This is a genomic window from Fervidobacterium sp. 2310opik-2, assembly GCF_011057735.1.
Taxonomy (GTDB): Bacteria; Thermotogota; Thermotogae; order Thermotogales; family Fervidobacteriaceae; genus Fervidobacterium; species Fervidobacterium nodosum.
Map to the genome: position 1 here is coordinate 111,462 of NZ_LNGG01000012.1, position 23,016 is coordinate 134,477.

General features: G+C 33.3%; 23 protein-coding genes and 2 tRNA genes. 1 reads left to right on the forward strand and 24 read right to left on the reverse strand.

What is annotated here, in order from left to right; genetic code table 11:
- Positions 1 to 93: 93 nt before the first annotated feature.
- The 24 genes from AS161_RS05980 to AS161_RS06095 all read right to left on the reverse strand — a co-directional run bounded on the left by AS161_RS05980 (position 94) and on the right by AS161_RS06095 (position 20,472).
- Positions 94 to 873 carry a hypothetical protein gene (locus AS161_RS05980; RefSeq protein ID WP_164542123.1) on the reverse strand — a complete coding sequence of 260 codons (780 nt, stop codon included), beginning with the start codon at positions 871 to 873 and terminating at the stop codon, positions 94 to 96.
- Positions 852 to 1,340 carry a hypothetical protein gene (locus AS161_RS05985; RefSeq protein ID WP_164542124.1) on the reverse strand — a complete coding sequence of 163 codons (489 nt, stop codon included), beginning with the start codon at positions 1,338 to 1,340 and terminating at the stop codon, positions 852 to 854. The genes AS161_RS05980 and AS161_RS05985 overlap by 22 nt, the downstream gene beginning before the upstream one ends.
- Positions 1,337 to 1,651, reverse strand: coding sequence for a hypothetical protein (locus AS161_RS05990; protein ID WP_041256798.1), 315 nt, complete (start codon positions 1,649 to 1,651; stop codon positions 1,337 to 1,339). Before AS161_RS05990 ends, AS161_RS05985 begins: the two co-directional genes overlap by 4 nt.
- A complete protein-coding gene (locus tag AS161_RS05995; RefSeq protein WP_164542125.1) occupies positions 1,644 to 2,345 on the reverse strand; it encodes a FliA/WhiG family RNA polymerase sigma factor in 702 nt (233 codons plus the stop codon). The genes AS161_RS05990 and AS161_RS05995 overlap by 8 nt, the downstream gene beginning before the upstream one ends.
- Entirely contained in the window at positions 2,345 to 2,824 is a 480-nt protein-coding gene (gene cheD, locus AS161_RS06000) for a chemoreceptor glutamine deamidase/glutamate methylesterase CheD (protein WP_164542126.1), read from the reverse strand. The genes AS161_RS05995 and cheD overlap by 1 nt, the downstream gene beginning before the upstream one ends.
- 5 nt (positions 2,825 to 2,829) lie before the next feature.
- Complete coding sequence (gene cheC / locus AS161_RS06005) at positions 2,830 to 3,444, reverse strand: CheY-P phosphatase CheC (RefSeq protein ID WP_164542127.1); 615 nt, start codon at positions 3,442 to 3,444, stop codon at positions 2,830 to 2,832.
- Between the two features lie 50 nt (positions 3,445 to 3,494).
- On the reverse strand, positions 3,495 to 4,181 hold the full coding sequence (locus AS161_RS06010; protein WP_011993565.1) for a flagellar brake domain-containing protein: 687 nt from the start codon (positions 4,179 to 4,181) through the stop codon (positions 3,495 to 3,497).
- Positions 4,181 to 4,732 carry a PilZ domain-containing protein gene (locus tag AS161_RS06015; protein WP_164542128.1) on the reverse strand — a complete coding sequence of 184 codons (552 nt, stop codon included), beginning with the start codon at positions 4,730 to 4,732 and terminating at the stop codon, positions 4,181 to 4,183. Before AS161_RS06015 ends, AS161_RS06010 begins: the two co-directional genes overlap by 1 nt.
- Before the next feature lies 1 nt (position 4,733).
- Positions 4,734 to 5,564: a P-loop NTPase gene (locus tag AS161_RS06020; protein ID WP_164542129.1), complete on the reverse strand. Its 831-nt coding sequence runs from the start codon at positions 5,562 to 5,564 to the stop codon at positions 4,734 to 4,736.
- Positions 5,548 to 6,666 carry a flagellar biosynthesis protein FlhF gene (gene flhF, locus AS161_RS06025; protein ID WP_164542130.1) on the reverse strand — a complete coding sequence of 373 codons (1,119 nt, stop codon included), beginning with the start codon at positions 6,664 to 6,666 and terminating at the stop codon, positions 5,548 to 5,550. Before flhF ends, AS161_RS06020 begins: the two co-directional genes overlap by 17 nt.
- On the reverse strand, positions 6,663 to 8,729 hold the full coding sequence (flhA, locus tag AS161_RS06030) for a flagellar biosynthesis protein FlhA (protein ID WP_164542131.1): 2,067 nt from the start codon (positions 8,727 to 8,729) through the stop codon (positions 6,663 to 6,665). The genes flhF and flhA overlap by 4 nt, the downstream gene beginning before the upstream one ends.
- A 271-nt stretch (positions 8,730 to 9,000) precedes the next feature.
- Positions 9,001 to 10,389: a tRNA uridine-5-carboxymethylaminomethyl(34) synthesis GTPase MnmE gene (mnmE, locus tag AS161_RS06035; RefSeq protein ID WP_164542132.1), complete on the reverse strand. Its 1,389-nt coding sequence runs from the start codon at positions 10,387 to 10,389 to the stop codon at positions 9,001 to 9,003.
- Positions 10,390 to 10,490: 101 nt separating this feature from the next.
- The gene (locus AS161_RS06040; protein ID WP_164542133.1) at positions 10,491 to 11,780 is read right to left on the reverse strand and encodes a methyl-accepting chemotaxis protein; all 1,290 of its coding nucleotides are present in this window, start codon (positions 11,778 to 11,780) and stop codon (positions 10,491 to 10,493) included.
- Positions 11,765 to 12,553 (reverse strand): hypothetical protein, encoded by a 789-nt coding sequence (locus tag AS161_RS06045; RefSeq protein ID WP_164542134.1) that lies wholly within the window; start codon positions 12,551 to 12,553, stop codon positions 11,765 to 11,767. Before AS161_RS06045 ends, AS161_RS06040 begins: the two co-directional genes overlap by 16 nt.
- Before the next feature lie 249 nt (positions 12,554 to 12,802).
- Positions 12,803 to 13,639 carry a purine-nucleoside phosphorylase gene (locus AS161_RS06050; RefSeq protein ID WP_164542135.1) on the reverse strand — a complete coding sequence of 279 codons (837 nt, stop codon included), beginning with the start codon at positions 13,637 to 13,639 and terminating at the stop codon, positions 12,803 to 12,805.
- Positions 13,640 to 13,697: 58 nt separating this feature from the next.
- A complete protein-coding gene (locus AS161_RS06055; protein ID WP_164542136.1) occupies positions 13,698 to 14,468 on the reverse strand; it encodes an ABC transporter permease in 771 nt (256 codons plus the stop codon).
- On the reverse strand, positions 14,455 to 15,246 hold the full coding sequence (locus AS161_RS06060) for an ABC transporter permease (protein ID WP_164542190.1): 792 nt from the start codon (positions 15,244 to 15,246) through the stop codon (positions 14,455 to 14,457). Before AS161_RS06060 ends, AS161_RS06055 begins: the two co-directional genes overlap by 14 nt.
- 50 nt (positions 15,247 to 15,296) lie before the next feature.
- Entirely contained in the window at positions 15,297 to 16,412 is a 1,116-nt protein-coding gene (locus AS161_RS06065) for an ABC transporter ATP-binding protein (protein ID WP_164542137.1), read from the reverse strand.
- A 309-nt stretch (positions 16,413 to 16,721) separates the two neighbouring features.
- On the reverse strand, positions 16,722 to 17,324 hold the full coding sequence (locus AS161_RS06070) for a histidine phosphatase family protein (RefSeq protein WP_011993554.1): 603 nt from the start codon (positions 17,322 to 17,324) through the stop codon (positions 16,722 to 16,724).
- On the reverse strand, positions 17,293 to 18,261 hold the full coding sequence (locus AS161_RS06075) for a tRNA-dihydrouridine synthase family protein (RefSeq protein ID WP_011993553.1): 969 nt from the start codon (positions 18,259 to 18,261) through the stop codon (positions 17,293 to 17,295). Before AS161_RS06075 ends, AS161_RS06070 begins: the two co-directional genes overlap by 32 nt.
- Positions 18,254 to 18,928 (reverse strand): nicotinate-nicotinamide nucleotide adenylyltransferase, encoded by a 675-nt coding sequence (locus AS161_RS06080; RefSeq protein ID WP_238374600.1) that lies wholly within the window; start codon positions 18,926 to 18,928, stop codon positions 18,254 to 18,256. The genes AS161_RS06075 and AS161_RS06080 overlap by 8 nt, the downstream gene beginning before the upstream one ends.
- Positions 18,879 to 20,198 (reverse strand): GTPase ObgE, encoded by a 1,320-nt coding sequence (obgE, locus tag AS161_RS06085; RefSeq protein ID WP_164542138.1) that lies wholly within the window; start codon positions 20,196 to 20,198, stop codon positions 18,879 to 18,881. Before obgE ends, AS161_RS06080 begins: the two co-directional genes overlap by 50 nt.
- 84 nt (positions 20,199 to 20,282) lie before the next feature.
- Positions 20,283 to 20,358, reverse strand: a tRNA-Thr gene (locus tag AS161_RS06090).
- A 38-nt stretch (positions 20,359 to 20,396) separates the two neighbouring features.
- Positions 20,397 to 20,472: transfer RNA gene (locus tag AS161_RS06095), tRNA-Met, on the reverse strand.
- Positions 20,473 to 20,620: 148 nt separating this feature from the next.
- On the opposite strand from AS161_RS06095, the gene AS161_RS06100 reads away from it, so the two are divergent.
- The gene (locus AS161_RS06100) at positions 20,621 to 22,951 is read left to right on the forward strand and encodes a DUF4350 domain-containing protein (RefSeq protein WP_164542139.1); all 2,331 of its coding nucleotides are present in this window, start codon (positions 20,621 to 20,623) and stop codon (positions 22,949 to 22,951) included.
- Positions 22,952 to 23,016: the final 65 nt, after the last annotated feature.

The following is a 23,016-nucleotide window of genomic DNA, read 5'->3' on the forward strand; positions in this document are numbered from 1 at the left end:
TTTTTTAAGGAGTGATTGTACTACTAATATGTTAGCAATGTAATTAAAAAACTCAAAGTATGATTTTGTTGAATTATTTATATCCAAAAGTATTTATACAGAATAATAGAGATATTTGTCTTCGTATCTAAAAACAATTATGTTTTTTAATTCACCTTTGCTTTTCCTTATTTTTTCTATATCGTACAAAACAAAGAGTTTTTTTGAATTAGCTATTCTTATATTTTTTGCTATTCCAAGAGGGATATCTTTGTAATATGCATAGAATTTCAATTTAGATATATCATATTTCTCTCTCAAAGCTTTAACAGCGTTGAGTATTTTTTCTTTCTCCACATATTCACAAGGTAAATAAAAACAAAAAGATAAATTTCCCAAGAAATTTGATTTGAAAGATATATATTTTTTCAACAAGAGTTTTGTATTTTTGATTTTAATTTGCAAGATAATATTTGTTTCTATACTAGATATGCTTAATTTTTTCTCCAACAAGTCTATGTTAACTTCTTTTTTTTGAAAGTTAATTTTCTCTATAACATCAGAAAACTTTACAACTATTCTTTCTATGCCTTTGCTTTCAAAAGTTTCCTTGTTTGGAAAGTAAAGAGTTTCGATACTTTTCTTAAAATCACTCACAGAAAAATTTTTTATCATTGCATCAACATTTTGGAAAAGCGAATCTATTTTCAAATTATTTTTTGAGAGAGCAATTTCTTTTATATCAGGCGTAGTAAATGAAAATCCGCTAAAGTAAGGAACAATATTTATATCTAAAGAGCTTTGCTTAGAATCTAAATTTAAATCAATAAATTTATATTTAATAATTCCAAGCTCCATCTTCAAAGTTTCAATTATTTCTCTGGCGATTCGCATACGTATTCAAGCGCCCTTTCAATTCTATCGAAAGGCTCTATTATATCTATCTTAGTCGCAGTATCTGCTATTTTTTGAATGATGTTTTCATCGATTTTTGAGTTTTCTTGAAACGTCATTCTAATACTTGAATTATTAACGTTAATTATAGCTTCGTTATTTTCCTTCTTCTCAGGAACAATTTGCGGGAGAATCGTTAGCATAACAATACTTTTGTCAAATATCAAATTAGGATCGTTGACAAGAATTAGTTCTGGCCTATTTTCTAATTTTTGTACAAGTCCTTTTGCAATTATCTCTACATGGAGGAAATACTCTAAGGAATTTCCGTATATGATTTCCTGTAATTTGGTGGGAGTTATAGGCTCAGAGTACTTAAATTCGACTGGGATACCAAGATCGTTTATGACTAAGATACCTCCAATGTGTTTATTCTCTATCTTCTCAACTAATAAATATCCAATCATACTCTCACATCCAAGATATGTGAGTTATCTTTTGTTACTTTGTGAAAACTTTCAGATTCTTTTTTATTTTGCCGCGGTTGATATTCACCTTGGCTTTTTCCTTCGGTGGAACTTTGAGTGCGTTTTTGCTCGGTACTTCCAACATTTTTTGGCGCGTTTAATTCCTGCTGAGTCCTTCTTTGGACATTTTGAGCACTATTGGCTATAGCTGATTGTGCCATGTATTGTTGCAAACTTGTGATATGAGAACTTTCATGTCCCGCTTTTAGAATTATTGTTTGATTCTGAACTCCACTGATTGGTTCAGCCATCCTCATCACCTCTAAGTATTTTGCGGAGCTTACTAAGTATGACACCAAGAATTTGGGATACACGAGATTCGGTAACTCCAAGAACTTCCGCAATTTCCTTTAAAGATAGTTCGTGTTCAAATCTCATACTTAATATTATCTTTTCTTTTTCATCTAATTTATTTATCGCCTCAACTAATTGTTCATGAAGTATGGACTTCCAAGCATTTTCTTTAACGTTTTCTTCGCTTTTTATATCGATACTTCCATATGAGTTTTCATCTGATTCAAAGAGATATTGGTCAAGATTCAGACTTTGCTTTAAAGCAAGTTCCCTGTAAATCTCCTCAACTTCTTCTACATCTATTCCAAGAATTTCTGACATTTCCTCGTAAGTTGGTAATCTTTTATTTTGCTCATAAAAGTTCAAAAGTTCTCTATCAAATTTTTTGATATCCTGTCTTACATTCTTTGGCAAGTAATCAAGCTTTCTAAGGTAGTCAATCATAGCACCTTTCACTCTTGTGTAAGCAAATGTTTTAAAAGTTGCGCCATACCTTGGATCATACTTTTCAGCTGCTTGTAAAAGTGCTATAACACCTTCTTGAATAAGATCATCTATCTCAACGTTGTACGGTAAATTAATCTTTAAATCACGAGCAATTTTTGTTACCATTGGAATGTACTCTTGTATAACCATTTCCTTATTCAACATCAGATTTCAGAAACCTCCACAGCATCGCCTGTTTTAACTTTTCTAACCAAAAGTTTTCCTGTTTCTATATCATATTCGATACTTCTTGCTTTGTTACCACCAGTGTCTTCAGCAATGAGCTTTATACCATTTCTTTGTAAAGATTTTTTTACTGCCTCAACGTTTCTTGCACCAATATCCATTGCAGATTGGAACATGGAAGCTCCACCCGCTATCTTTGCCTCTAATCTATTTCTCTGGGCTCCCATTTTCAGTAATTCCTCAACTATTATATCCACACCTGTATCGGCGAATTTACCTGGAGTATTTGTCGGTTTACCTCCACTATCTGGTAACATGACATGTACCATTGCTCCAACCTTTGCAATAGGGTCTCTAACACAAACTCCTACACAAGACCCAAGACCAAGTGTTACCAAGATAGCGGGATTACTTTCTATTGCCCATTCTCCGATACCAATTATAACCTTTTTTTTCATTAATCTCACATCCCCAATGCCTTCAATAACTTTTCAAGTGATTCTACAGAAGGAACGAGTAACAAGTAACCTGTTAATTCTTTTTCAATTCCCTCTATTTTTACTAATGTTTCTATAAGCAGAATATTTTCTTCTCCTGCCAAAGCAAGTGGAAGAGATATTTCAGAAACAATAGCGCTTATCATATCAACAACAAGTTCAGGTGGTTCTGGATTTATAAATAAATTTGTAAACCCAGCTAATGCCGTAACATATGAACCGCACATTATGTTACCTATTTCTTTGAGCATGGAGCTTGTAAATTCATCAAGTTCAGTTACATCATTTATTTCCATTCCGGTAAGGACTTGAGCAATGATTTTCACAGTCTTCGGTTCGAAAATAAGAACTATTTCTCCAGTCATATCTTCCATAAGCTTCATTTTTATTGAACATACTGTTTCTTCTGGATTGTCAAACAAAAATGGTATTTTTGAAATTGGAACAATTTTTACCTGAGGTACCGATATATCAACTTTTTTATCTAACATCATTGAGAGAGCTGTTGCTGCATTTCCAGTACCAATATTTCCAACCTCTTTTATCGCATCAAGCTGGGTTTCGGTAAGTTTTTCTAACATATATCATTTCCTCCTCTCAATAGCGTCTATATATTCGTGAATTCTTATTTTCATCTGCCTTTAGCAGCACCTTGAACATTCTTTAATTTTAATTCTTGCTGGAATATAAATCTAACAAGGGCCTTTTCTAAATTCTGCGGAAGATCTAAAAATTGTACCCCGAAGACGTAACCATCTTCTACTTTTGAATCTTCTCTAACAATTTTTGATTTCTGTCTTTTCAGAATAAGCTCATCATTAAATTTCATGTCTATAAAAATTATGTCATTTACATTCAAATGTTTTTTAGTAACCATCAGTAATCCACCAGCACTCACATTTCTCGTTGTGAAAACAAAAGATTCCGCTTCGGGCTCTGTTGAGAGATAAAAACGTCCATCTAAGTAAAGAGGGATTCTGACGAATTTTCTCTTCTCAGTTTTTCTAACAACATCAGGAAAAGGAACAGGGAGTGCATATATATTATCTTTTTTAATTACACCTAATGAGACTGTCTGAAATTCATAAACCGAAGACCTCTCAAACACATTTACAGTGATCCTAACTCCTTTTGGAATAGGAACAAACCTTCCTTTGAAAGAAGGTATTGAAAGGAATAGTATTTTCCTATCCATATCTATATCTATTATATTACTTTTATAGGTTCCTTCCAGCTCTTTTACAAGAGTAATTATTACGTTAGCAGGCAAACCTATTTTTAATACCTTTGTAGCTTCAACAAGTTCAATGTAAGGCATTACAACAGCTCCCCAATGTTAAAGTATCTTAGATATAATTCGTTCCACTTTAGTGAAGGTTCAGGTATCCAAATACCATACCTATAATTTTCCTCTTCTTCGACAAACCACATTACTTTGCCATTCTCAGAGTGGTCACTTATAATAATTTCAATAGTCTCATTTAGATTTGGTTTGTAATCGGATAGTATTTGGCATCCATTTTCAGATATATCTATTATTATACCTTTAAAATTGTTGTATATTGAGCAATTTTCAAATGATGCATATCTTGGTTTAGTCCTTCTTTGCAAAATTCCAGCTTTTTCTATAGCAATATACACATACGTATTTTCCTCAACATTTAACAATTTTCCAACAAATGTGATTACATATCCCTCAACCGGAATATCCACACGCAAAACTTCCGGTATATTCGTAAATTTTATAAACGAAACGTAAAATTGTCGACCATTCAACTTTTTTAACTTTAATGCCACTTCTCCATCTTTAGTGAATCCTTTTAACACAGCACCAGATAGATTATTGTTCACGTACTCTTCAATAGTCATATCAAGCACCTCTGAACAATTTGATAAATTTATCAAATAGATTTTCGCGTTGTCTAGTACTTTGTGAAAGTTTTAATATATTCGACGCTATTCTTATCACAGAAAAAGTTGGTTGAATATTTCTGTACTTTTTTACAAATAGTTCTCTATCGTATACACTCTTCAAAACAAGCGGATGATCTTTTACAATAGTTACCGAAGATATTTTACTGTTGATAAATTTTTCTGTAACTTCTATAAATCTTTCTAAAAGTTTTGTTGCATCTTTCACATCCTGAACCATGTTTGCTACAACATGTATATTTTCACCTGTAACTCCTTTTACAGTTAAAAGCTTTATGATTGTATAAGTATTAACAACTGATGTAGGTTCGATAGTTGTTAAAACTACAAAATCTTGGACAAGTGATAAAAATGGCATGTAAAATTCTGAAAAACCCGGTGGCATGTCCATGATGACAATATCATAGCTATCTAGTAATTTAAGAAAATTTATAGCAAAGTCTCTTAATACTATCTCATTTGCTGTTATTATATCCCCAACATCTCCACCTAATGACACAAAATCTATTCCATATTTTGTTGGAGTAATTAAATTATCAATTGAACATTTATGATTTACAAAATCTTTCAATGTGTACTTCGGATGACTACCCAAAAGTATGTCAGCGTTTGTAAATCCAACATCAGCATCAAGAAGAAGAGTTTTTTTACCATATTCTAAAAAAACTGCGGAAAGGTTCGTGGCTAAAATTGTCTTTCCTACACCACCTTTTCCGCTTATGACAGCTATAATTTGACCACTTTTCAAACTGCTAGCTTGATTTTGCATATTTCAACACCTCTCGGGAAAGCAAGACAGCAAGCTCTCTGTTATTAGCTTCCAATATGTCATCAGGTACTCTCTGTCCATTCGTAATAAAAGCAATAGGCGCTTTCAAAAAATTCGGAACATTTACAAAGTGACCCAATGCCGATGTTTCGTCCATTTTTGAAAGGATAACATGCGTTGGGGAAATCATCGAAAATTTTGTAAGAACTTCTTTAACATCCTCACTTCTATACTGCATTCCAATTACCAAAAACGTGAAATCGGGGCTTACGATCTCAGACATTGCCTTTATTTCTGACATATGTAGGTCATTTTTTTGACTCCTACCAGCAGTATCAATTAAAATAACATCATAATCAGAAAGAGCTTCAACTTCAAGTTTTGCCTCTTTAGGTGTATATGCCACTCTTATGGGAACATCTAAAAGCATTGCATAAGTCTTGAGTTGATCAACAGCTGCTATCCTGTAAGTATCTAATGTTATAACCGCTACTCTTTTCTTTTCAGAAAGCTTCAATTTTGCAGCAAGTTTGGCAAGCGTTGTTGTTTTACCAACACCTGTTGGACCAGCGAATAACACTCTTCCTTTTAAGTCAGGAACAGACGTGTTTATGAAAGGTAAAAACATCTCAGATAATATCAATCTTGTATTTTCATTAGAAAAGTCTAATTCTTGATATTTCATCTTTGAGTACTCGATAAGCTTATCTGAGATTTCATCATCGATATCTTGTTTTTTAAGTGCTTTCCTGAAACTTTCAACCCATTGAGGTTCGTTTGTTCTCTGCGATGAAATCATTGATTTTAACTCTACCATCATTTTCTTAATTTCACTTATTTCTTCAACATTTTGAGAGTTATTTGCTTTACTCTTCGATAGTATCTCCTGGAGTTTGTAAATTTGACCTTTTTCCTCAGATTGTTGTTCTTTTTTATCTGATGCAGCTGCAGTAACTTCTATATAGGTTTTTGCACCTATTCCTAAAAAACCACCTTTTTTAATTTTCCTTGTACTAAGTATCACAGCATCTTTTCCAAGTTCAACTCTGATTTTTTCAAACGCCTCTTTAATATCAGTAACCACGTATTTTTTTACAATCATAACCTCACCACACCTTCAATTGAAAGGTTAATATCTTCCGGAATTTCTTCGAAAGAAATGATTGTTACTCCAGGAATAAACCGAACAACCATTCTAGAAATGTAAGGTCTAATTGTACCAGATACAACAAGTATTGGAATATACCCCTTTCTCATAAGTGCCTCCAACTCTATTGATATCTTTTCAATTAACTCTCTCATAATCTGAGGGTTTATGCTTATGTATTTTCCTTCTTCACTCTCCGAAATTGATTCTGTTAGAGTTTGTTCTAACTCACTGTCTAAAGCTATCGCGTGAATTTGTTTATCCATAGCAAGAAGCTTCGAAGCAATTTGCCTTTTTAAACCCCTTCTAACATACTCAACCAATGTTTCAACATCTCTTGCTTTGTCAGCATTATCAAGTATTAATTCAAATATGTAAGGTAAATTTCTTATGGAAACCCCTTCTCTAAGCAATTCTTGAAGCACTCTTTTCACAGCTGACGGTTTTATAACATTGAAAACATCATCAACAAGTTTATCGAACTTGTTTCTTAATCCATCAACAAGTAATTGGAATTCTCTATTCCCAAGGAGTTCAGGAGCGTATTTTCTAAGTATTTCTGTTACGTGTGTTGCAAAAACCGTTGGAGCGTCAACTACTGTAAAGCCTTTTTGTATTGCCTCATCTTTTTTACTCTCGTCTATCCAAAAAGCTTGCAAACCAAATGCAGGTTCTTTAACCTCTATACCAGCAATCCTTTCGGTAACAAAACCCGGGTTTATTGCAAGAAGACGATTTGGCACCAATTCGTATCTTGAAACTTCCGCTCCTCTTATAAAGATTGCATATTCATTAGGCTTTAAAATAACGCTATCTCTGACTCTTATAGGTGAAAGAACAAGTCCAAGTTCCTGAGCTAATTGTCTTCGTATCATTGTAAGCCTTTCTAACATATCGCCGCCTTGAGATAAATCAGCAAGTGGTAATAATCCGTATCCAATATTTATTTCAACAGTATCTGACTGTATCACTTCGGATACTTCTTCTGGTGTTGAAAGAATAGGTCCCGCTGGTACCGAAGGAGCAGGCCCCTGAACCATACCAGGAGCAGTACCAGCGCCAACTATCTGTGGCTGCTCTAACTCTTTTCCTCTGATTAATAAACCAACGGCTAAAAAAAGACCTCCGATTAGTAAACTTGTTAATGTTGGGAGCGGAGTTACTACTCCAAGGAACATTATAACGCTTCCAGTAAGTATTATAACCTTCTTTTCACCTGCTAATTCTTTAATTAGTTCCATTCCAAGGTTGTCTTCTGCTGCACTTCTGGAAACAATTATTCCAGTTGCTGTAGAGACCATAAGAGCTGGCAACTGACTTACAAGCCCATCACCTACGGTGTAAAGTAAAAACTTTTGAGCAGCATCTCCTATTCCCATTTTGTGCATAAGTATACCTATTATTATACCACCAAGGCTGTTGACAATTGTTATTATTATACTTGCTATAGCATCTCCACGAACAAATTTTGAAGCACCATCCATTGCACCGTAAAAGTCTGCTTCCCTTCTTATTTGTTCTCTTCTTCTTCGTGCCTCTTCTTCTGTAATAAGTCCTGCATTCAAATCTGCGTCAACACTCATCTGTTTACCAGGCATTGCATCTAATGTAAAACGTGCTGCAACTTCCGCAATACGTTCTGAACCTCTTGTTATGACTATAAATTGGATAATTACAAGAATCAAGAATACTACTATACCTACAACATAATTACCACCGACAACAAAGTTTCCAAATGTGAGAATTACTTTTCCACCGAATTTTGGTCCCTGAAGAAGTATTGCCCTTGTCGATGCGACGTTCAATGCCAATCTAAAAATTGTTATTATTAAAAGTAACGTTGGAAAAGAAGCAAGTTCAAGAGTATTCTTAATATACATTGTAGAAAAAAGCAACACAAGAGATATTGAAATATTGAGAAGCTGAAAAAAATCGAGTAAGAAATTTGGAATAGGAATAATCATTAAAAATATAATTGAAACTATTAACAGCGCAACAGCTATATCCGCCTTCATCAAATCACCTCTTAAAAAACCTAAAAAATTTTTGAACGATTTTTATGTATACGTTGTCTAAATGTATAGAAAGATGGGAAAAAACTAAAAATATGTACAAAAACCTAATTTTTACTACATTAAAAATAACTTAACACAATTGTATTTGGATATTATAAATTAAAGAGCTAATAATTTAACAAAAAAGTGATAAAATTATTCCAGAGAACCCCCTATCCCCCTTGAGATACACCCCCCACGGCTTTATGCGGGCAGAAAAAGCCCGCTTTTTTTATTACTTTCCAACACAAAAATTTGAAAAGATATTGTCCAGCAAGTCCTCTGTAAAATTTCTACCCATTAGTTCATCTAATTGTTCTAAACCATTTCTTATATCTATTGATATTATATCTAGTGGCATATTTTTTTTCAGAGCATTTATGGCTTTTATAATATTGTATTCGACGCGTTTAAGATATTCTAATTGTCTTTTTGACGTGACATGAGACAATTCGCCATCTTCTACTAAAACTTTAACAGATTCAAGTATCTTTTCTTCAAGCTCTCTCATTCCTCTACCAGTTTCAGCACTTATCACTACACTATTTCTCAAGAATACTATGTCTTTGTCTACTTTCTCAGCTATATCAATTTTATTCCAGACAGGTATGAAATTACAATCTTTGATTAAATTATATATATATTCATCTTCCTTAGTAAAACCGGTTGTTGCATCTAACAAAAACAGAACGACATCTGATTTTTTTGCTTCATTTAGAGCTTTTTCAATACCTATTTTTTCCACTTTATCTTCGGTCATTCTTATACCAGCGGTATCTGATATGATAAAATGGACGCCTTTTATCTTCAATTCACCTTTTATAACATCACGTGTTGTACCTGGCATATCCGTTACTATGGCACGATCTTCAACTAACAATCTGTTTAATAAAGTACTTTTACCGACGTTAGGTTTTCCGACTATTGCCATAGTTACACCAGTTGAAATATGTAAACCTTTATCGGCATGCTTAATCTTTTCTTTCAAAAAAGATTGAACATTTATAAGATCGTTAAGTATCTCTTCTTTGGGAACGTCTATGTCATCACCATAATCAATTGAAACTTCAATCTTTGACAAAACGTTTATTAAGCTGGAGCGTAAATACTCAATTTCATTTGAAAGTTTACCTTTCAGATTATCAAGAGCGAGTTTAAGACTCTTTTCGCTCTTTGCTTCAATTATTTGGAGTATAGATTCTGCTTTGATTAAATCAATTTTACCATTAAGAAATGCTCTTCTAGTAAATTCACCGTTTTCTGCAAGTCTTGCGCCAAGTTTTAATAGTGTATCTATAATTTTATTTGTTACAAGTATCCCACCGTGACAGTATATCTCTACCATGTCTTCTCCTGTGTAACTTCTTGGAGATTTAAAATAAACGAACATTATCTCATCTATAATTTCACCATTTTCATCGTAAAAATATCCATGATTAATTCTTCTTTCTTCCAATGTTTTTATGTTTATTTTTTTATTTTTTATTGTTTTTTCAGTTAATTCCAGACTTTTATTACCGCTTATTCTAATTATTGCTATAGCTCCGATTCCTGGTGGTGTTGAAAGTGCAACTATAGTATCTCTAGTATCTCTGTTCAAATTATCACCTCTCAAAATATTCATTAAACAATTCTCATTTTAGATTATATCATAATTTTCCACGATAAAAAAGATGGTCCTAGGTTAAGATTATTTTCCCAGGACCATCATTAAATCCATAAAAATTATTTAAACCATTGCGCAATTTGTTGCATTTTCAACGAAATTTCCTTGAGTTTAGTAAAACTACTAGATAAATCGCTAAATAGTTTTGTTAAACTTTCAAATTCATTATTGAAAGTTATAAGTTCTTGAGAAGATTTTACCACAGATTGCGATATTTCATCCATAATTTCTTCTATACTTCTAAAAGCTTCTGTGTTTTGACTAATCTGACTGCTTAATTGAGCACTCAAAGAACCAATATTTTGAATTTTTTCTATAACAGTGTAATAATTTGTCGAAAATTCGTTCTTTGCTTCATTGAGCTTTTTAAATTTATCCTGAGAGCTCACATAAAGTTCATCTAATTCTTTCAAATCATTTGTATACATATCCACTTCTTTTACAAGATTTTTCGATAAGCTATTTATTTCCACAGAAAGTTTCATTACCTCATCGGCAACTACTGCAAAACCTCTTCCTACCTCACCAGCTCTTGCAGCCTCAATTGCAGCATTTAACGCTAACAAATTCGTTTGTGAAGCCACATTCTGGATTTTTGTTATTGCATCTTTTATAGAAGAAAATTTATCGATTGTCCTTTTAACCGTTGAACTGAATTTTTCAAATATTTCAGAATTCGCATTTACTGAATCGTTCATTTCTTCTATCAAAACAACGTTTTTGAGTATTTCCGCCTGGGTATTTTCTATATCTTTAAGTAAATCGGTTAGTTGTAACGACATACTGTTCATATTCTCGACAGATTCTTCGACAGTATTTCCCAACATTATTATTTTATTTTTTATTTCGTCTACACTTTCTGTGTAACTTTGAGAAAATGCCTGGAATCTTGCTACTGCATCGCTTAGAGTCTCATTAATTTCAGTGATTTGTTCCACTTCGTAATTAAGCTCTATGGAACTCTTTTTCATATCATCTGCGTAATTTTTCAAATTTTCTGATAATCTTCTCAATGAGGAAATAATTCTTTGAAACTCTCCGGATGCTTTTATGTCCACATTTATAAGCTCACCATTTGAAAACTTTTCAATTATCTGAGCAGAGTTGAGTATCTCTTTTGAAATAGAGTTAACAAGTGGAATTGTGATAACAATAGCTATTATTAGTATAACAATGCCTATAATTATATTTGTAATTATAACTCTTCCTAGCTTTAAGTCTACTTTTACATCAATTTCGGGCAATTTAATCTCTGGTAAAGTGAATTTTTCAGGTTCAGGTATTTCAATTTCTGCTTTTACACTCTCTTTCTTTACACCTATTTCTAAATTTCCTACTGAATTGCCCATAACTGAAAAATCGTATTTTTAGCAAAGTAATCTTCGTTTCCTATACTAAATGAATATTTCTCCTCACTTGGTTCTTCTATCCCGATTGTTCTTTCACCGTTCTCATTAACCCTTGTTGTTGCAAATGCCTTTTGTTTAGTATACAAAGTTAATTCTGCATTTGTGAGTCTTTTTACTTCATCTAAAAAATTTTCTCCTAATTTACCAAACGCAACTATGAATCCGTTAATTGTGTTACCAAGTTGCGGATGCATAACCGGTTGAATAGATATCGAATACATATTTTTTTCACCAATGTATACGAAAGTATCTGTGTACGGATTCGAAGACGATAATATTTTTTCCATCCTATTTTTAAGTTCGTCAGCAAATTCAAAATTTTTGTATTCATTTCCAGAAAGACCAGGGGCTAACGAATAGGCATACTCAACTAAGTATCCTTGGTTTACTTTATAAAATGGCCTTATTTTCAATTTTGGCTCACTTTTATCAATCGTCCAAAGACCAATGTAATCAAAGATTCCTCTTTCAACATAGCTGTTTAGAAGCCCTCTTTTCCCTGCAACATCGAGATTTTTGTTGTTGGCTGCATTCACGACATCTTTTGAAGAGGCACTAACTTTAACTATATTCTCAATAAAAGATAACCTATCTTTAACAAGATTTTCCACTATATTTTTTATAGATTCCGTTTCTTTTTCAAGTGTGGAAAGGTATACATTTTCAAAGGCCTTGTCAACAGACTCTTTTTGTTTCTCAACGGAAGACTTCAATTTTTCGTTGTAACTTTCAATATGTTTAGTTAATTCATTCGAAAAAGAATCAAAAAATCCTTAAATATAACTTTTGGATCACCTATTTGTTTTTTAATGTCTTCTTCAACTCGTTTTGTCTCACCAGAAAGGTTGAATATTATGAATATAAGAGAAAGCGTTAGTGGAATCGTTACCAATAATATTTACAAAACAATGAGACGAGTTCTAATTGACATTTCCCGTCACCCTTTTTATTCTTGCTTTTACTTATATTCGTTTAACAACTTCCGAAAGTATCTTTGCTATCATTTTCCCGGTTCTATTAGCTACTTCAAGAACTTCTTCAGCTGTTAATGGTTTTAAATCATCAGGCACAGCTCTATCTGTAATTGCCGAAATTGCTAAAACTTTTGTGCCAGAGTGGGCTGCTGCGATAACTTCAGGAACTGTTGACATTCCAACTGCATCTGCGCCCATCCATCTAAGCATTCTTAATTCTGCTGGAGTTTCAAAGTTAGGTCCAGCAACTGCAACGTAAACTCCCTCATAAACAGGTATATCAAGTTCTTTCGCAACTTGCTTTGCAATTTCTCTGAGTGATTTATCGTAAGCGTTTGACATATCTGGGAATCTTGGTCCCCATTCTTCGATATTTGGACCAATAAGAGGATTATCTCCCATCATATTTATATGGTCAGAAATAATCATAGGTCTTCCAACTTCAAAGTCTGGATTCAAACCACCCGCAGCGTTTGTAAGGAAAAGGTATTTAACTCCCAATTGTTGCATGACTCGAACCCCGAACGTTACATCTCTCATATGATAACCTTCGTAATAATGAAATCTTCCATTCATTAGAACTACGTTTTTACCATTCAACTTTCCAAAAATTAACTCTCCTTTATGACCAGGTGCTGTTGAAATAGGAAATTCTGGTATGTCTTTATAAGAGACTCTAACAGGGTTTTCAACACTTTCAGCGATAACATGTAAGCCTGAACCAAGAACAATACAAATCTCTGGCAATTCTGAAATCTTGTTTTTAATGTAATCAGCTGCTTTTTTTACTCTTTCAACGTAAAGCTTGACATCTTCATTAACCATACATCCTGCCTCCTTTGTTTGTTTTAAGATTTGATGAAAAGTTCTTATTGCGTATCAATTATATGATATACCTTACATATTTTCTTAAGAATATACTTATAAAAATTGTTCCAACAAGAAGTAACGTAGATATAGCATTTATAACAGGGGAAATACCAAATCTAACCATGGAAAAGATTTGTAATGGTAATGTCGTTGAACCTGGCCCGGCGACAAAGAATGTTATGACGAAATCATCTATAGATAAAGTAAAAGCCATAAAGAATGCAGCTACAATACCAGGTAGTGCTATGGGTATTATAACTTTTCTGAGCGCGACAAAACTTGTTGCACCAAGATCGTAGGCAGCTTCTATAACGCTTTTATCAAAATCTTCTAATCTTGTCAAAATAATCATCATAGTGTAAGGAATCGAAAACGTCACGTGAGCTAAAAATATTGTGAATAAACTAAGCTGAAGCTTTATTGCGCTGAAAAATACTAAAAGTGAGACACCAATTATAATATCAGGTATGACAAATGGTATATAAGTGGTTGTCCAAAGAATTTTTTTGAATTTTTTCGAACCGAGATACATCGATATAGCTCCAAGCGTACCGATGATGGAAGAAATTAAACTCGCTGAAATTCCTACTATTAGCGAATTGAAAAAAGTCCTCCAAATATGTCTAGAAGATGTGAATAATTGGTAGTACCATTTTAAACTAAATCCAGTCCATTCTGGAGATTTGGAAGAGTTGAATGAGAAAATAACTAATATAAATATCGGAATATAGAAGAAAAGCAATATTAAAATAAGAACTAACCTAGCAAAACTACCTGGTTTCACGTTTTTCGCCTCCATACATGAAGAAAAGCACAGCAATTATAGTTATTACTAAAAGTATAGAGGATATCGCCGCAGCGGCTGGCCAATTTTTGGCAGTTGTTAATTGCCTTGCAATTTCATTACCAATCATTCTGGAATCTTTGCCTCCAACCAATTCTGGTACAGCGTAAGTCCCAAGTGAGGGTATAAAAACAAAAACAAAAGCAGATACTGTACCTTGCTTTATATTAGGCAATAAAACTTTGAAAAACACTTGTCTTTTTGTACAGCCAAGATCCATAGCCGCTTCAAAAATCTGTTTGTCGAGCCTTTCTATTGAAGAGTAAAGTGGAAGTATAGCAAAAGGAAGATAAGTGTAAACAAGAACAAGTATTACTGCGAAATTATTGTACATGAATTTTATAGGCGTTGAAATAAAGCCAATTTTTAAAAGGGTTTGGTTAATCAATCCGTTATTTCCTAATATAAATATCCATGCGTATATCCTTATAAGTGAATTTGTCCAAAATGGTATTATAACCAAAAGTAATAGAAAATTTTTCAATTTGCTGTAAGCTATGTAATAAGCAACAGGCACAGCAAGGATAATTGAAACAACAGAAGATGCAAAAGAAATCCAAACAGTTCTAAAGAATACAGTTAAATAATTAACGTTCAATATATCTTTATAACCTTGAAGTGAGAATCTGTGAACAATTCCACCTTGAAAATCCCTTGTGTAAAAACTGTAAGCGAGTATTACAAAGACAGGTATTACAAAAAACAAAACAAGCCACATAAAATAAAAATATCCATATTGCTGAAATTTTTTTAAAGTCCTGCTTGTTTTCAATCTTCTTCTACCTCCACTATGAAACTGTCATCCGGATTCCAATATAAAAACACTTCATCTTTCCATTGAATTATCTTTTCATCTAAAAGGTAGCTTACATGTTGTTTGTAAACTCTTAGTATAAAGCCATTGTCAGTTTTAACAAAGTATTTTGTTTGGTATCCCATGTATATCGTTTCATCTACAATTCCGTGGATAACATTCGTAAAGGAATCTTCCGACAACGTTGGTTTAGTGTGGGTTATCCTTATCTTTTCTGGTCTTAAAGTAACGAGTACGGAATCTCCTTCTTTTACCGGTTTATCTCTATAGCAAATTATTTCACCAAGTGATGGAAATTCTATTAGCACGTAATTCTCTGAGATTATATTTTTTACAATACCTTTCATAAGATTACTTTCACCTATAAACATCGCTACAAATGGGTCGGCTGGGCTTTCATAAATTTCGTATGGTGTACCGTATTGAACAATGATACCGTTATTCATTACAGCCACATGATCTGAAACACTTATTGCTTCTGATTGATCGTGAGTTACATATATAAAAGTGATGCCAACTTTGTCATGCAAATTATCAAGTTCGATGAGTAATTCTTGCCTTAATTTGGCATCAAGTGCACTAACTGGTTCATCTAACAGCAAAACTTTTGGTTCGTTAGCTAACGCTCTTGCCAACGAAACTCTTTGCTTCTGCCCTCCAGAAAGTTGGGATGGTTTCTTTCTGGCATGTTCTTCAAGTCTTACAAGGTTTAAAAGCCATTCTACTCTTTGCTTTATCTCATTTTCACCTAATTTTTTTAATCTTAAAGGAAAGGCTATGTTTTCATATACATTCAAATGGGGAAATAATGCATAACTCTGGAATATTGTGTTCACAGGTCTTAAATTTGGTGGAATATCGACTATACTCTTACCATCGAGAAGTACATCACCACTATCAACATCCTCAAAACCGGCGATTATTCTCAAAAGCGTCGTTTTACCACATCCTGATGGACCAAGGAGGGAAAAGAATTCGTTCTCCTTTATCTCAAGATTTATATTCTTTAAAACGTGAAAATCATCGTAAAACTTCTCAACTCCAGATATGGTAACACTACTTCCAGGCAATTTTAGTCACTCCCTAAAAGAATTTAAATCAATGCCTCAATAAAAACTTACAATCCAAACATGTAGAGCATAACTAAAAAGAATATTACAATAAAAACTATTGAAGTAGTTAAAAAAGCGTAAGATAAGGAAAAAGATGCAAGCAAATGAAAAACCAATGAAAGGACAAAGAAAATATTAGAATATCTCATTTTCAATGGAAGTATTTTAATTCCTATGTACACAAGAAGCAAAAAACCAACGATTATGAGTAATGCCTTCAGGGTAAACACCTCCGTGATTGTAAATTTATACTAATCACAAAAATAATCATAGAACTATATTTAAAAACTTTAATCTAATTTTGTTTGGCATAACTTCTAAACCAGATATAGAAGCATTATCTAAAGAAAAATTCAAATGGTGCGGAGGAAAAACGTTTAAAACCTTACTTATTAACATTCTTAAGGCAATTGCGTGCGAAACAATTATAACATTTTTATCATGAAATTGAATCTTTTTTTCTTCCAAAAATTCATACATTCTTTTCTGCACACTTTTAAGAGATTCCACGTTATCTATTTTAGAATCTAAATTATTTTGCCATTCGATAAATTCTTTATAATGAATTTTCAAAACATCTTTTATATTTTTCCCGTTCCAAAGAACGATTTCGCACTCTCTCAGCCTTTCATCAACAAGTATATTCTCAGTATCGTAACCTATCTTCAACGCTATCTCTTGGGCAGTTTGAATGGCTCTTTTCATGGGACTAGAATAAATAATGTCTATTTTAATATCGTTCATTTTAAAAAAATGACCTATTTTTCTCGCCTGCTCAATACCTTTCTTTGAAAGGTCAGTATCAACTACACCTTGCCAAAGTTGCTTCTCATTCCATTCAGTTACCGCATGTCTGATTAAGTATATCACTTATTTTTTGCTCCTTTCTAAATCCTTGTTTATAACAATTTTCATAGAAAAATTTTTGAAATTCTGATGATAATTCTTCCAATTTCCTTATTTTCATAACCTTATCTCTAAAATCACGGGCTCCTAGCATATTTTTTGTGTATCCTGCAACAAATTTTCTAAATACAACTGCACCGTAGTCTTTGTATTCATCGTATAAATATTCCAAATGTTTTAGAATAGTACATAATCTTTGCTCACAATTTGGTTCGCCTATTTCACTGAATATCCAAGGGTTACCGATACTTCCTCTTGCAACTATAACACCTGTTGCCCCGCTTTGTTCCATTGCATTTTTTATATCTTCTTTCGTATAAATATCACCACTTATATACAAAGGTACAAAGCCAGGATTATAAATTTTCCAAGTTGCCTTTCCTGAGTACATTTGTTTTGCCGTTCTTCCGTGAACAAATACTGCATCCACATTTTCTTCAAGTAAGATATTGTATATCTTCTCAAATTCGTCTTTTTCCCAACCTATACGGGTTTTCACGGTAAATCTTTTTAGGACCGAACGCATAGCCCTGACAACTTTTCTAAATTCTCCAAGATCTTTTAACAGTGCGCTTCCTGCACCTTTTTTTATCACTTTACTAACAGGACATCCGGCATTCAAATCTACCCATAGCCCTTTCTCTTGAACTATAGCCGCCGCTTCAGATAATTCTGCGTAATCTGAACCAAATAACTGTACACCAACTCTATCTTTTTCGTCTTGTCTTGGAAAGTAAATTTCATTTATTTTAACATTGATAATTACACTCTTAGCACTTATCATCTCAGTGAAGGCAAAGTACGCGCCATGTTGTAAGCACAATTTTCTAAACGGATAATCTGTTACACCAGCCATCGGCGCTAAGCCTATATTACCAGGTAAAAAATTAGCCTTACTCATTCCAATTTCCTCCATGACTTTTATGATGCATTAGATATGTGTTTGTCACATCTTCTAATATTTCGCCGTCCACAAATCCTATTATACTTTTCCCTTCAACAATGCGTTTTCTTATATCCGACGATGAAATTTCGATAAGTGGAAAATCTCTAAGCTCAATAACATTTGAATAAAGATTTCCGAGAATTTGTTGCCCTCTTTTATATAAGCTCCCATCTCGTGTTCGCGGATAAATAGCAAAAGTGGTGATATTCAGCAATTCTTCGTATTTGTACCACTTTTCTATGTTTCCAAGAGCATCTTCTCCGACTAAGATTATTGTATTTGAGTAATATTTTCTGAAGTACTCAACATTTTTAATAGCGTAATTTACACCAAAAATATGTTTTTCAAGGTCCCACAAAAATATTTGATTTTTCTTATAAGTATCAAAACATTTAAACGATTTCATCACCCACTCAAATCTTTTGTCAAAATCAATATCCACCACTTTATGTGGTGGGGTCTTTGTCGGAATTATGTAAAAATCTGCATTGAAATAGTCAAGAGCGTAAGAAAGTATCACTGTATGTCCTATATGTGGGGGATTAAAAGATCCACCAAAAATGACACATGTGTCACTCTTTGAAAATGAAGTCAACTCCTTCAACCCATACAGTATCTCCATCTTTCGCACCAGCTTTCTTCAACTTTTCATCAAGTCCGTTTTTCTGAAGAATGTCAAGCACATCCTCCAACATAAACTTGGCTTCCATTTTGTACTTTTCCAAGTAACTCTTTATATATTCACTTTCCACTATAAATTCGCCTTTGTCGTTCTTTAATATTTTAATGTCAACTCTATCCGGAAGAACAAGTCTTACAGGACTTGGTTTTTCAAATTCGATTTTCGTTATATCTATAGTTCCAACGTACATCTTCTTACTCTCTTTTATTATATCCCACATTGCGTATTTTAACTCATTTATTCCTTGACCAGTCACTGCAGAAATTAACAATATACCTTCACCAATTTCTTTTAAAAACCTATCTTTCACAGCATTTATTTCCTCTGGTGTGAGTAAATCTGATTTATTTCCCACGATTAATTCTCTCTTTTTTGCCAAATCTTTACTGAAGAATTCTAACTCTTTTCTTATATCAAAATAATCTTGAATAGGATCTCTTCCTTCACTTCCAGATACGTCGATTACATGTACGATAACACTACACCTTTCAACATGTTTTAAAAATACATTTCCCAGACCTTTACCTTCACTGGCACCTTTTATTAATCCAGGTATATCTGCAACTACAAAAGAAGTTTCCGGTGTACCATTTATAGAAACAACTCCTAAGTTTGGAACAAGTGTGGTAAATGGATAATTTGCAATTTTCGGTCTAGCATTGCTTATTTTAGATATAATAGAACTTTTACCCACATTCGGGTATCCTATTAATCCTACATCTGCTAGTAACTTCAATTCCAACTGAATATGCTTCTCTTCACCTTTTGCACCTTGTTCAGCAAATTTTGGCGCTTGGTTTGTTGAAGATTTAAAATGTGTATTTCCACGTCCACCTTTTCCACCACGTGCAACACAACAGTACTTTCCAGGTTCATCAAGATCTGCAATTATCTCCCCTGTATCATAATCTTTAACGATTGTTCCAACTGGTACTCTCAAAACTAGATCTGCACCGTTTTTACCATTTTGCTTTCTACTTCTACCATTTTGAGCGTTTTCGGCAAAGTATTTTTTCTTTTCAGTTAAGTGATACAAAGTAGATAATGTTGGGTCAGCAACTAAGAAAACGTAACCACCATCCCCACCATCTCCACCATCTGGACCACCAAATGGTATGTACTTTTCTCTTCTAAATGTAACTGCTCCATTGCCACCGTCACCTGCTTTAACGTATATATCCACCACATCTATAAATTCTATCCTTTCCATAATTCCAACTCCTTTTTTCAAAAATACGGGGACCCTCAAACTTAGGGTCCCCTGCACCTTCTTTTTCATAGACTTTACTACCTTTGGAGCCAGCGGAGGGACTCGAACCCTCAACCTGCGCATTACGAATGCGTCGCTCTACCGATTGAGCTACGCTGGCATAAGGAAAAAAATAATACAAGGTATATTTAAAAAAACTGGTGGCGGCGAAGGGACTCGAACCCTTGACACGATGATTATGAATCATCTGCTCTAGCCACTGAGCTACGCCGCCACTCCTAAACGCGATAATGATTTTATCATACTTGTTTTGAACTGTCAAGAATTAAATTTTCCTAAATTTTGTATATACTTTTACACATTTTTTGTGATATAATAATAAGCTCTAACAAAATCAAAAAATTAGAGGGAGGTCAAAAGTTATGAGTTTTAAAAGGTTTTCCTTTACTATTTTTTTAGCCTTTTTTATACTTACTTTATTAGTAACAGTCGGTTTTGCTGAAGAACTCAAGATATTTTATGGTAATTTACACTCACATACTTCATTTTCAGACGGAAGAGGTACTCCAGAAGAAGCTTATGATTATGCAAAAAAATATGGTGATTTTCTAGCCGTAACTGATCACTGTTATTTTTTGAAAATACCGGTTGACGGTCAGAAGAAGACAGTAATCACTCAACAGGCCGCACGAAATGCAACAGAACCAGGAAAATTCGTTGGTCTTCAAGGATTTGAATGGACAGCAGGTTCTGGTCACATCAACGTTTTTGAAACTATCGATTTTATAAGCAGGGATGAGAAAGGCGATTTAAAAGATTTTTACGAATGGATTGTAAAGTCCAAAAAACTTGCTCAGTTTAATCATCCGGGTATGACTTTTGGAAACTTTCAGAATTTTTGGTTTGTTCCAGAAGCTGATAAATATGTAAATTTAGTAGAAATTGGAAATGGAAACAGTACGAGCAATGATACAATATCCGAAGAAATGTACAGTAACTTTATACTTGCACTAAACCGAGGTTGGCATGTAAGCCCAACGGCAAATCAGGACAATCACAAGCAAAATTGGATAGGAGCTAACGATTCACGAACAGGTGTATTAGCTAAATCCTTGACATACGATGATATAATGGATGCGCTTTGGAATAGAAGAACTTTCGCAAGTGAAGATAAAAACGTTAAGTTATACGTTTTTGGAAATAATAGAATTATGGGAAGTATATTGTATGATTCAACACAGATTACGTTAGCTGTAAAATATGAAGATAAGAATGACCCTGTTGAGCAATTTTCTATAGTGACACAATCAAAAGTTTTTGAATTTAAGGAAGTAGTTGGCAAGGATTCATTTGAAATCACAAAAACTTTTGATGTATCAGATGGTTACGAATGGTATTTTGTTTATATACGTCAAAAAGATGGAAACGAAATTGTTTCAGCACCAATTTGGGTTGAGTCATCTGAACCTGTTAAAGCTAACTACGTAAGAATTGGACCCGAAAAACCAAGATACGGTCAGCAAGTTATAGTTAACTTTGATTTATACAATCAAAGTGAATCAGATGCTTCTGGGGAATTGAATATATATTTAAATGGCAATTTAATTTCATCCGAAAAAGTAAATCTCAAACCTTACGAGATCATTTACGATAAATCAATATCTCTAAACAATATTCCTATAGGTAATAACAAAATAGAATTTTACTTTAATAACAAGAATATACAATCTTCCTACTTTGAAGTACTTGAAGACTCAGGAGTAACAGTCCTAATTGATAGATTACACGAAAATGATATAAGTGAGAATTTTAAAAAATTTCTGAAAGATTTAGAGAATGAAGGTAATCAAGTTACCTATTCTGAAACTGTACTTGCTGGATACGAGAACGTAAACGCAGTTTTAATTTCTACTCCAAAGCTGGATGGATTAAGTTTCTTCAAGGATTTAACACCAGAAGAAGTAGAATGGCTTAACGAATTCAAAGGTGATGTGTACCTTATACGTGGTAGCGATGATGAATACTTTGAAATGTACAAATCTCTCCTGAAAAACGCCATAGTGATTGAAAGTATAGATGAGTTATACAAAATTTTCAATATAAACAAATCAAGTGAGGCTGAAAAGAAAAGTTTAAGTAAAACAGTTTTCATCGATCAAGGTCATTCAAACGATTATTACAAAGATAAGCTTACGCTTCTTGAAAAATATTTAAGAAGTATAGATTACAAAGTTGAGTACATAAACAAAATTGAAAAATTAGATGGAAGTTATCTTGTCATCATGAACGGCAAAGGTTACACCGATGAAGAAATTAAAAATATCGCCGATTTTTTAAAAATGGGCGGAACTCTTATAATTACTTCAAAAAGCGATTACCAAAATGGTGGAAATACGGAAGATTTGAATACGCTTTTAGATTATATCAATTCACCTGTTAGATTTAACGACGATCAAGTAATAGATGAAATCAACAATTACGGCGCAAATTTCAAAGTAATCGCTAATAACATTAGGTTTTATTCAGCTTGTTCATTAATTTTGTACGGTAAAGCTGATATATTAATATCATCTGATACTGCAAAAAGTATAGATTCTGATGGGAAAAACGATGCCGAAACTGTTGATAAGGTAATTCTCGCTGCTTCATTTAATTTTGTCAATGGTAAGGTAATTCTTTTGGGAAAGGCTATATTCTCTGACTATGATTTCACATTAAACGTAGATTTTATAAAGAGTTGTTTATTTAAATAATTGCACAACTATGCATTTACATAATTATGTTAGCTTTACATTCACGTATTCATGCGGGGAATAAA

Excerpts from the sequence above, each read along its gene's own strand:
- AS161_RS05980 (WP_164542123.1), bottom strand. The coding sequence starts at position 873 with ATGCGAATCGCCAGAGAAATAATTGAAACTTTGAAGATGGAGCTTGGA.
- AS161_RS05985 (WP_164542124.1), bottom strand. The coding sequence starts at position 1,340 with ATGATTGGATATTTATTAGTTGAGAAGATAGAGAATAAACACATTGGA.
- AS161_RS05990 (WP_041256798.1), bottom strand. The coding sequence starts at position 1,651 with ATGGCTGAACCAATCAGTGGAGTTCAGAATCAAACAATAATTCTAAAA.
- AS161_RS05995 (WP_164542125.1), bottom strand. The coding sequence starts at position 2,345 with ATGTTGAATAAGGAAATGGTTATACAAGAGTACATTCCAATGGTAACA.
- cheD (WP_164542126.1), bottom strand. The coding sequence starts at position 2,824 with ATGAAAAAAAAGGTTATAATTGGTATCGGAGAATGGGCAATAGAAAGT.
- cheC (WP_164542127.1), bottom strand. The coding sequence starts at position 3,444 with ATGTTAGAAAAACTTACCGAAACCCAGCTTGATGCGATAAAAGAGGTT.
- AS161_RS06010 (WP_011993565.1), bottom strand. The coding sequence starts at position 4,181 with ATGCCTTACATTGAACTTGTTGAAGCTACAAAGGTATTAAAAATAGGT.
- AS161_RS06015 (WP_164542128.1), bottom strand. The coding sequence starts at position 4,732 with ATGACTATTGAAGAGTACGTGAACAATAATCTATCTGGTGCTGTGTTA.
- AS161_RS06020 (WP_164542129.1), bottom strand. The coding sequence starts at position 5,564 with ATGCAAAATCAAGCTAGCAGTTTGAAAAGTGGTCAAATTATAGCTGTC.
- flhF (WP_164542130.1), bottom strand. The coding sequence starts at position 6,666 with ATGATTGTAAAAAAATACGTGGTTACTGATATTAAAGAGGCGTTTGAA.
- mnmE (WP_164542132.1), bottom strand. The coding sequence starts at position 10,389 with ATGAATATTTTGAGAGGTGATAATTTGAACAGAGATACTAGAGATACT.
- AS161_RS06040 (WP_164542133.1), bottom strand. The coding sequence starts at position 11,780 with ATGGGCAATTCAGTAGGAAATTTAGAAATAGGTGTAAAGAAAGAGAGT.
- AS161_RS06050 (WP_164542135.1), bottom strand. The coding sequence starts at position 13,639 with ATGGTTAATGAAGATGTCAAGCTTTACGTTGAAAGAGTAAAAAAAGCA.
- AS161_RS06060 (WP_164542190.1), bottom strand. The coding sequence starts at position 15,246 with ATGTGGCTTGTTTTGTTTTTTGTAATACCTGTCTTTGTAATACTCGCT.
- AS161_RS06075 (WP_011993553.1), bottom strand. The coding sequence starts at position 18,261 with ATGAGTAAGGCTAATTTTTTACCTGGTAATATAGGCTTAGCGCCGATG.
- AS161_RS06080 (WP_238374600.1), bottom strand. The coding sequence starts at position 18,928 with ATGGAGATACTGTATGGGTTGAAGGAGTTGACTTCATTTTCAAAGAGT.
- obgE (WP_164542138.1), bottom strand. The coding sequence starts at position 20,198 with ATGGAAAGGATAGAATTTATAGATGTGGTGGATATATACGTTAAAGCA.
- AS161_RS06100 (WP_164542139.1), top strand. The coding sequence starts at position 20,621 with ATGAGTTTTAAAAGGTTTTCCTTTACTATTTTTTTAGCCTTTTTTATA.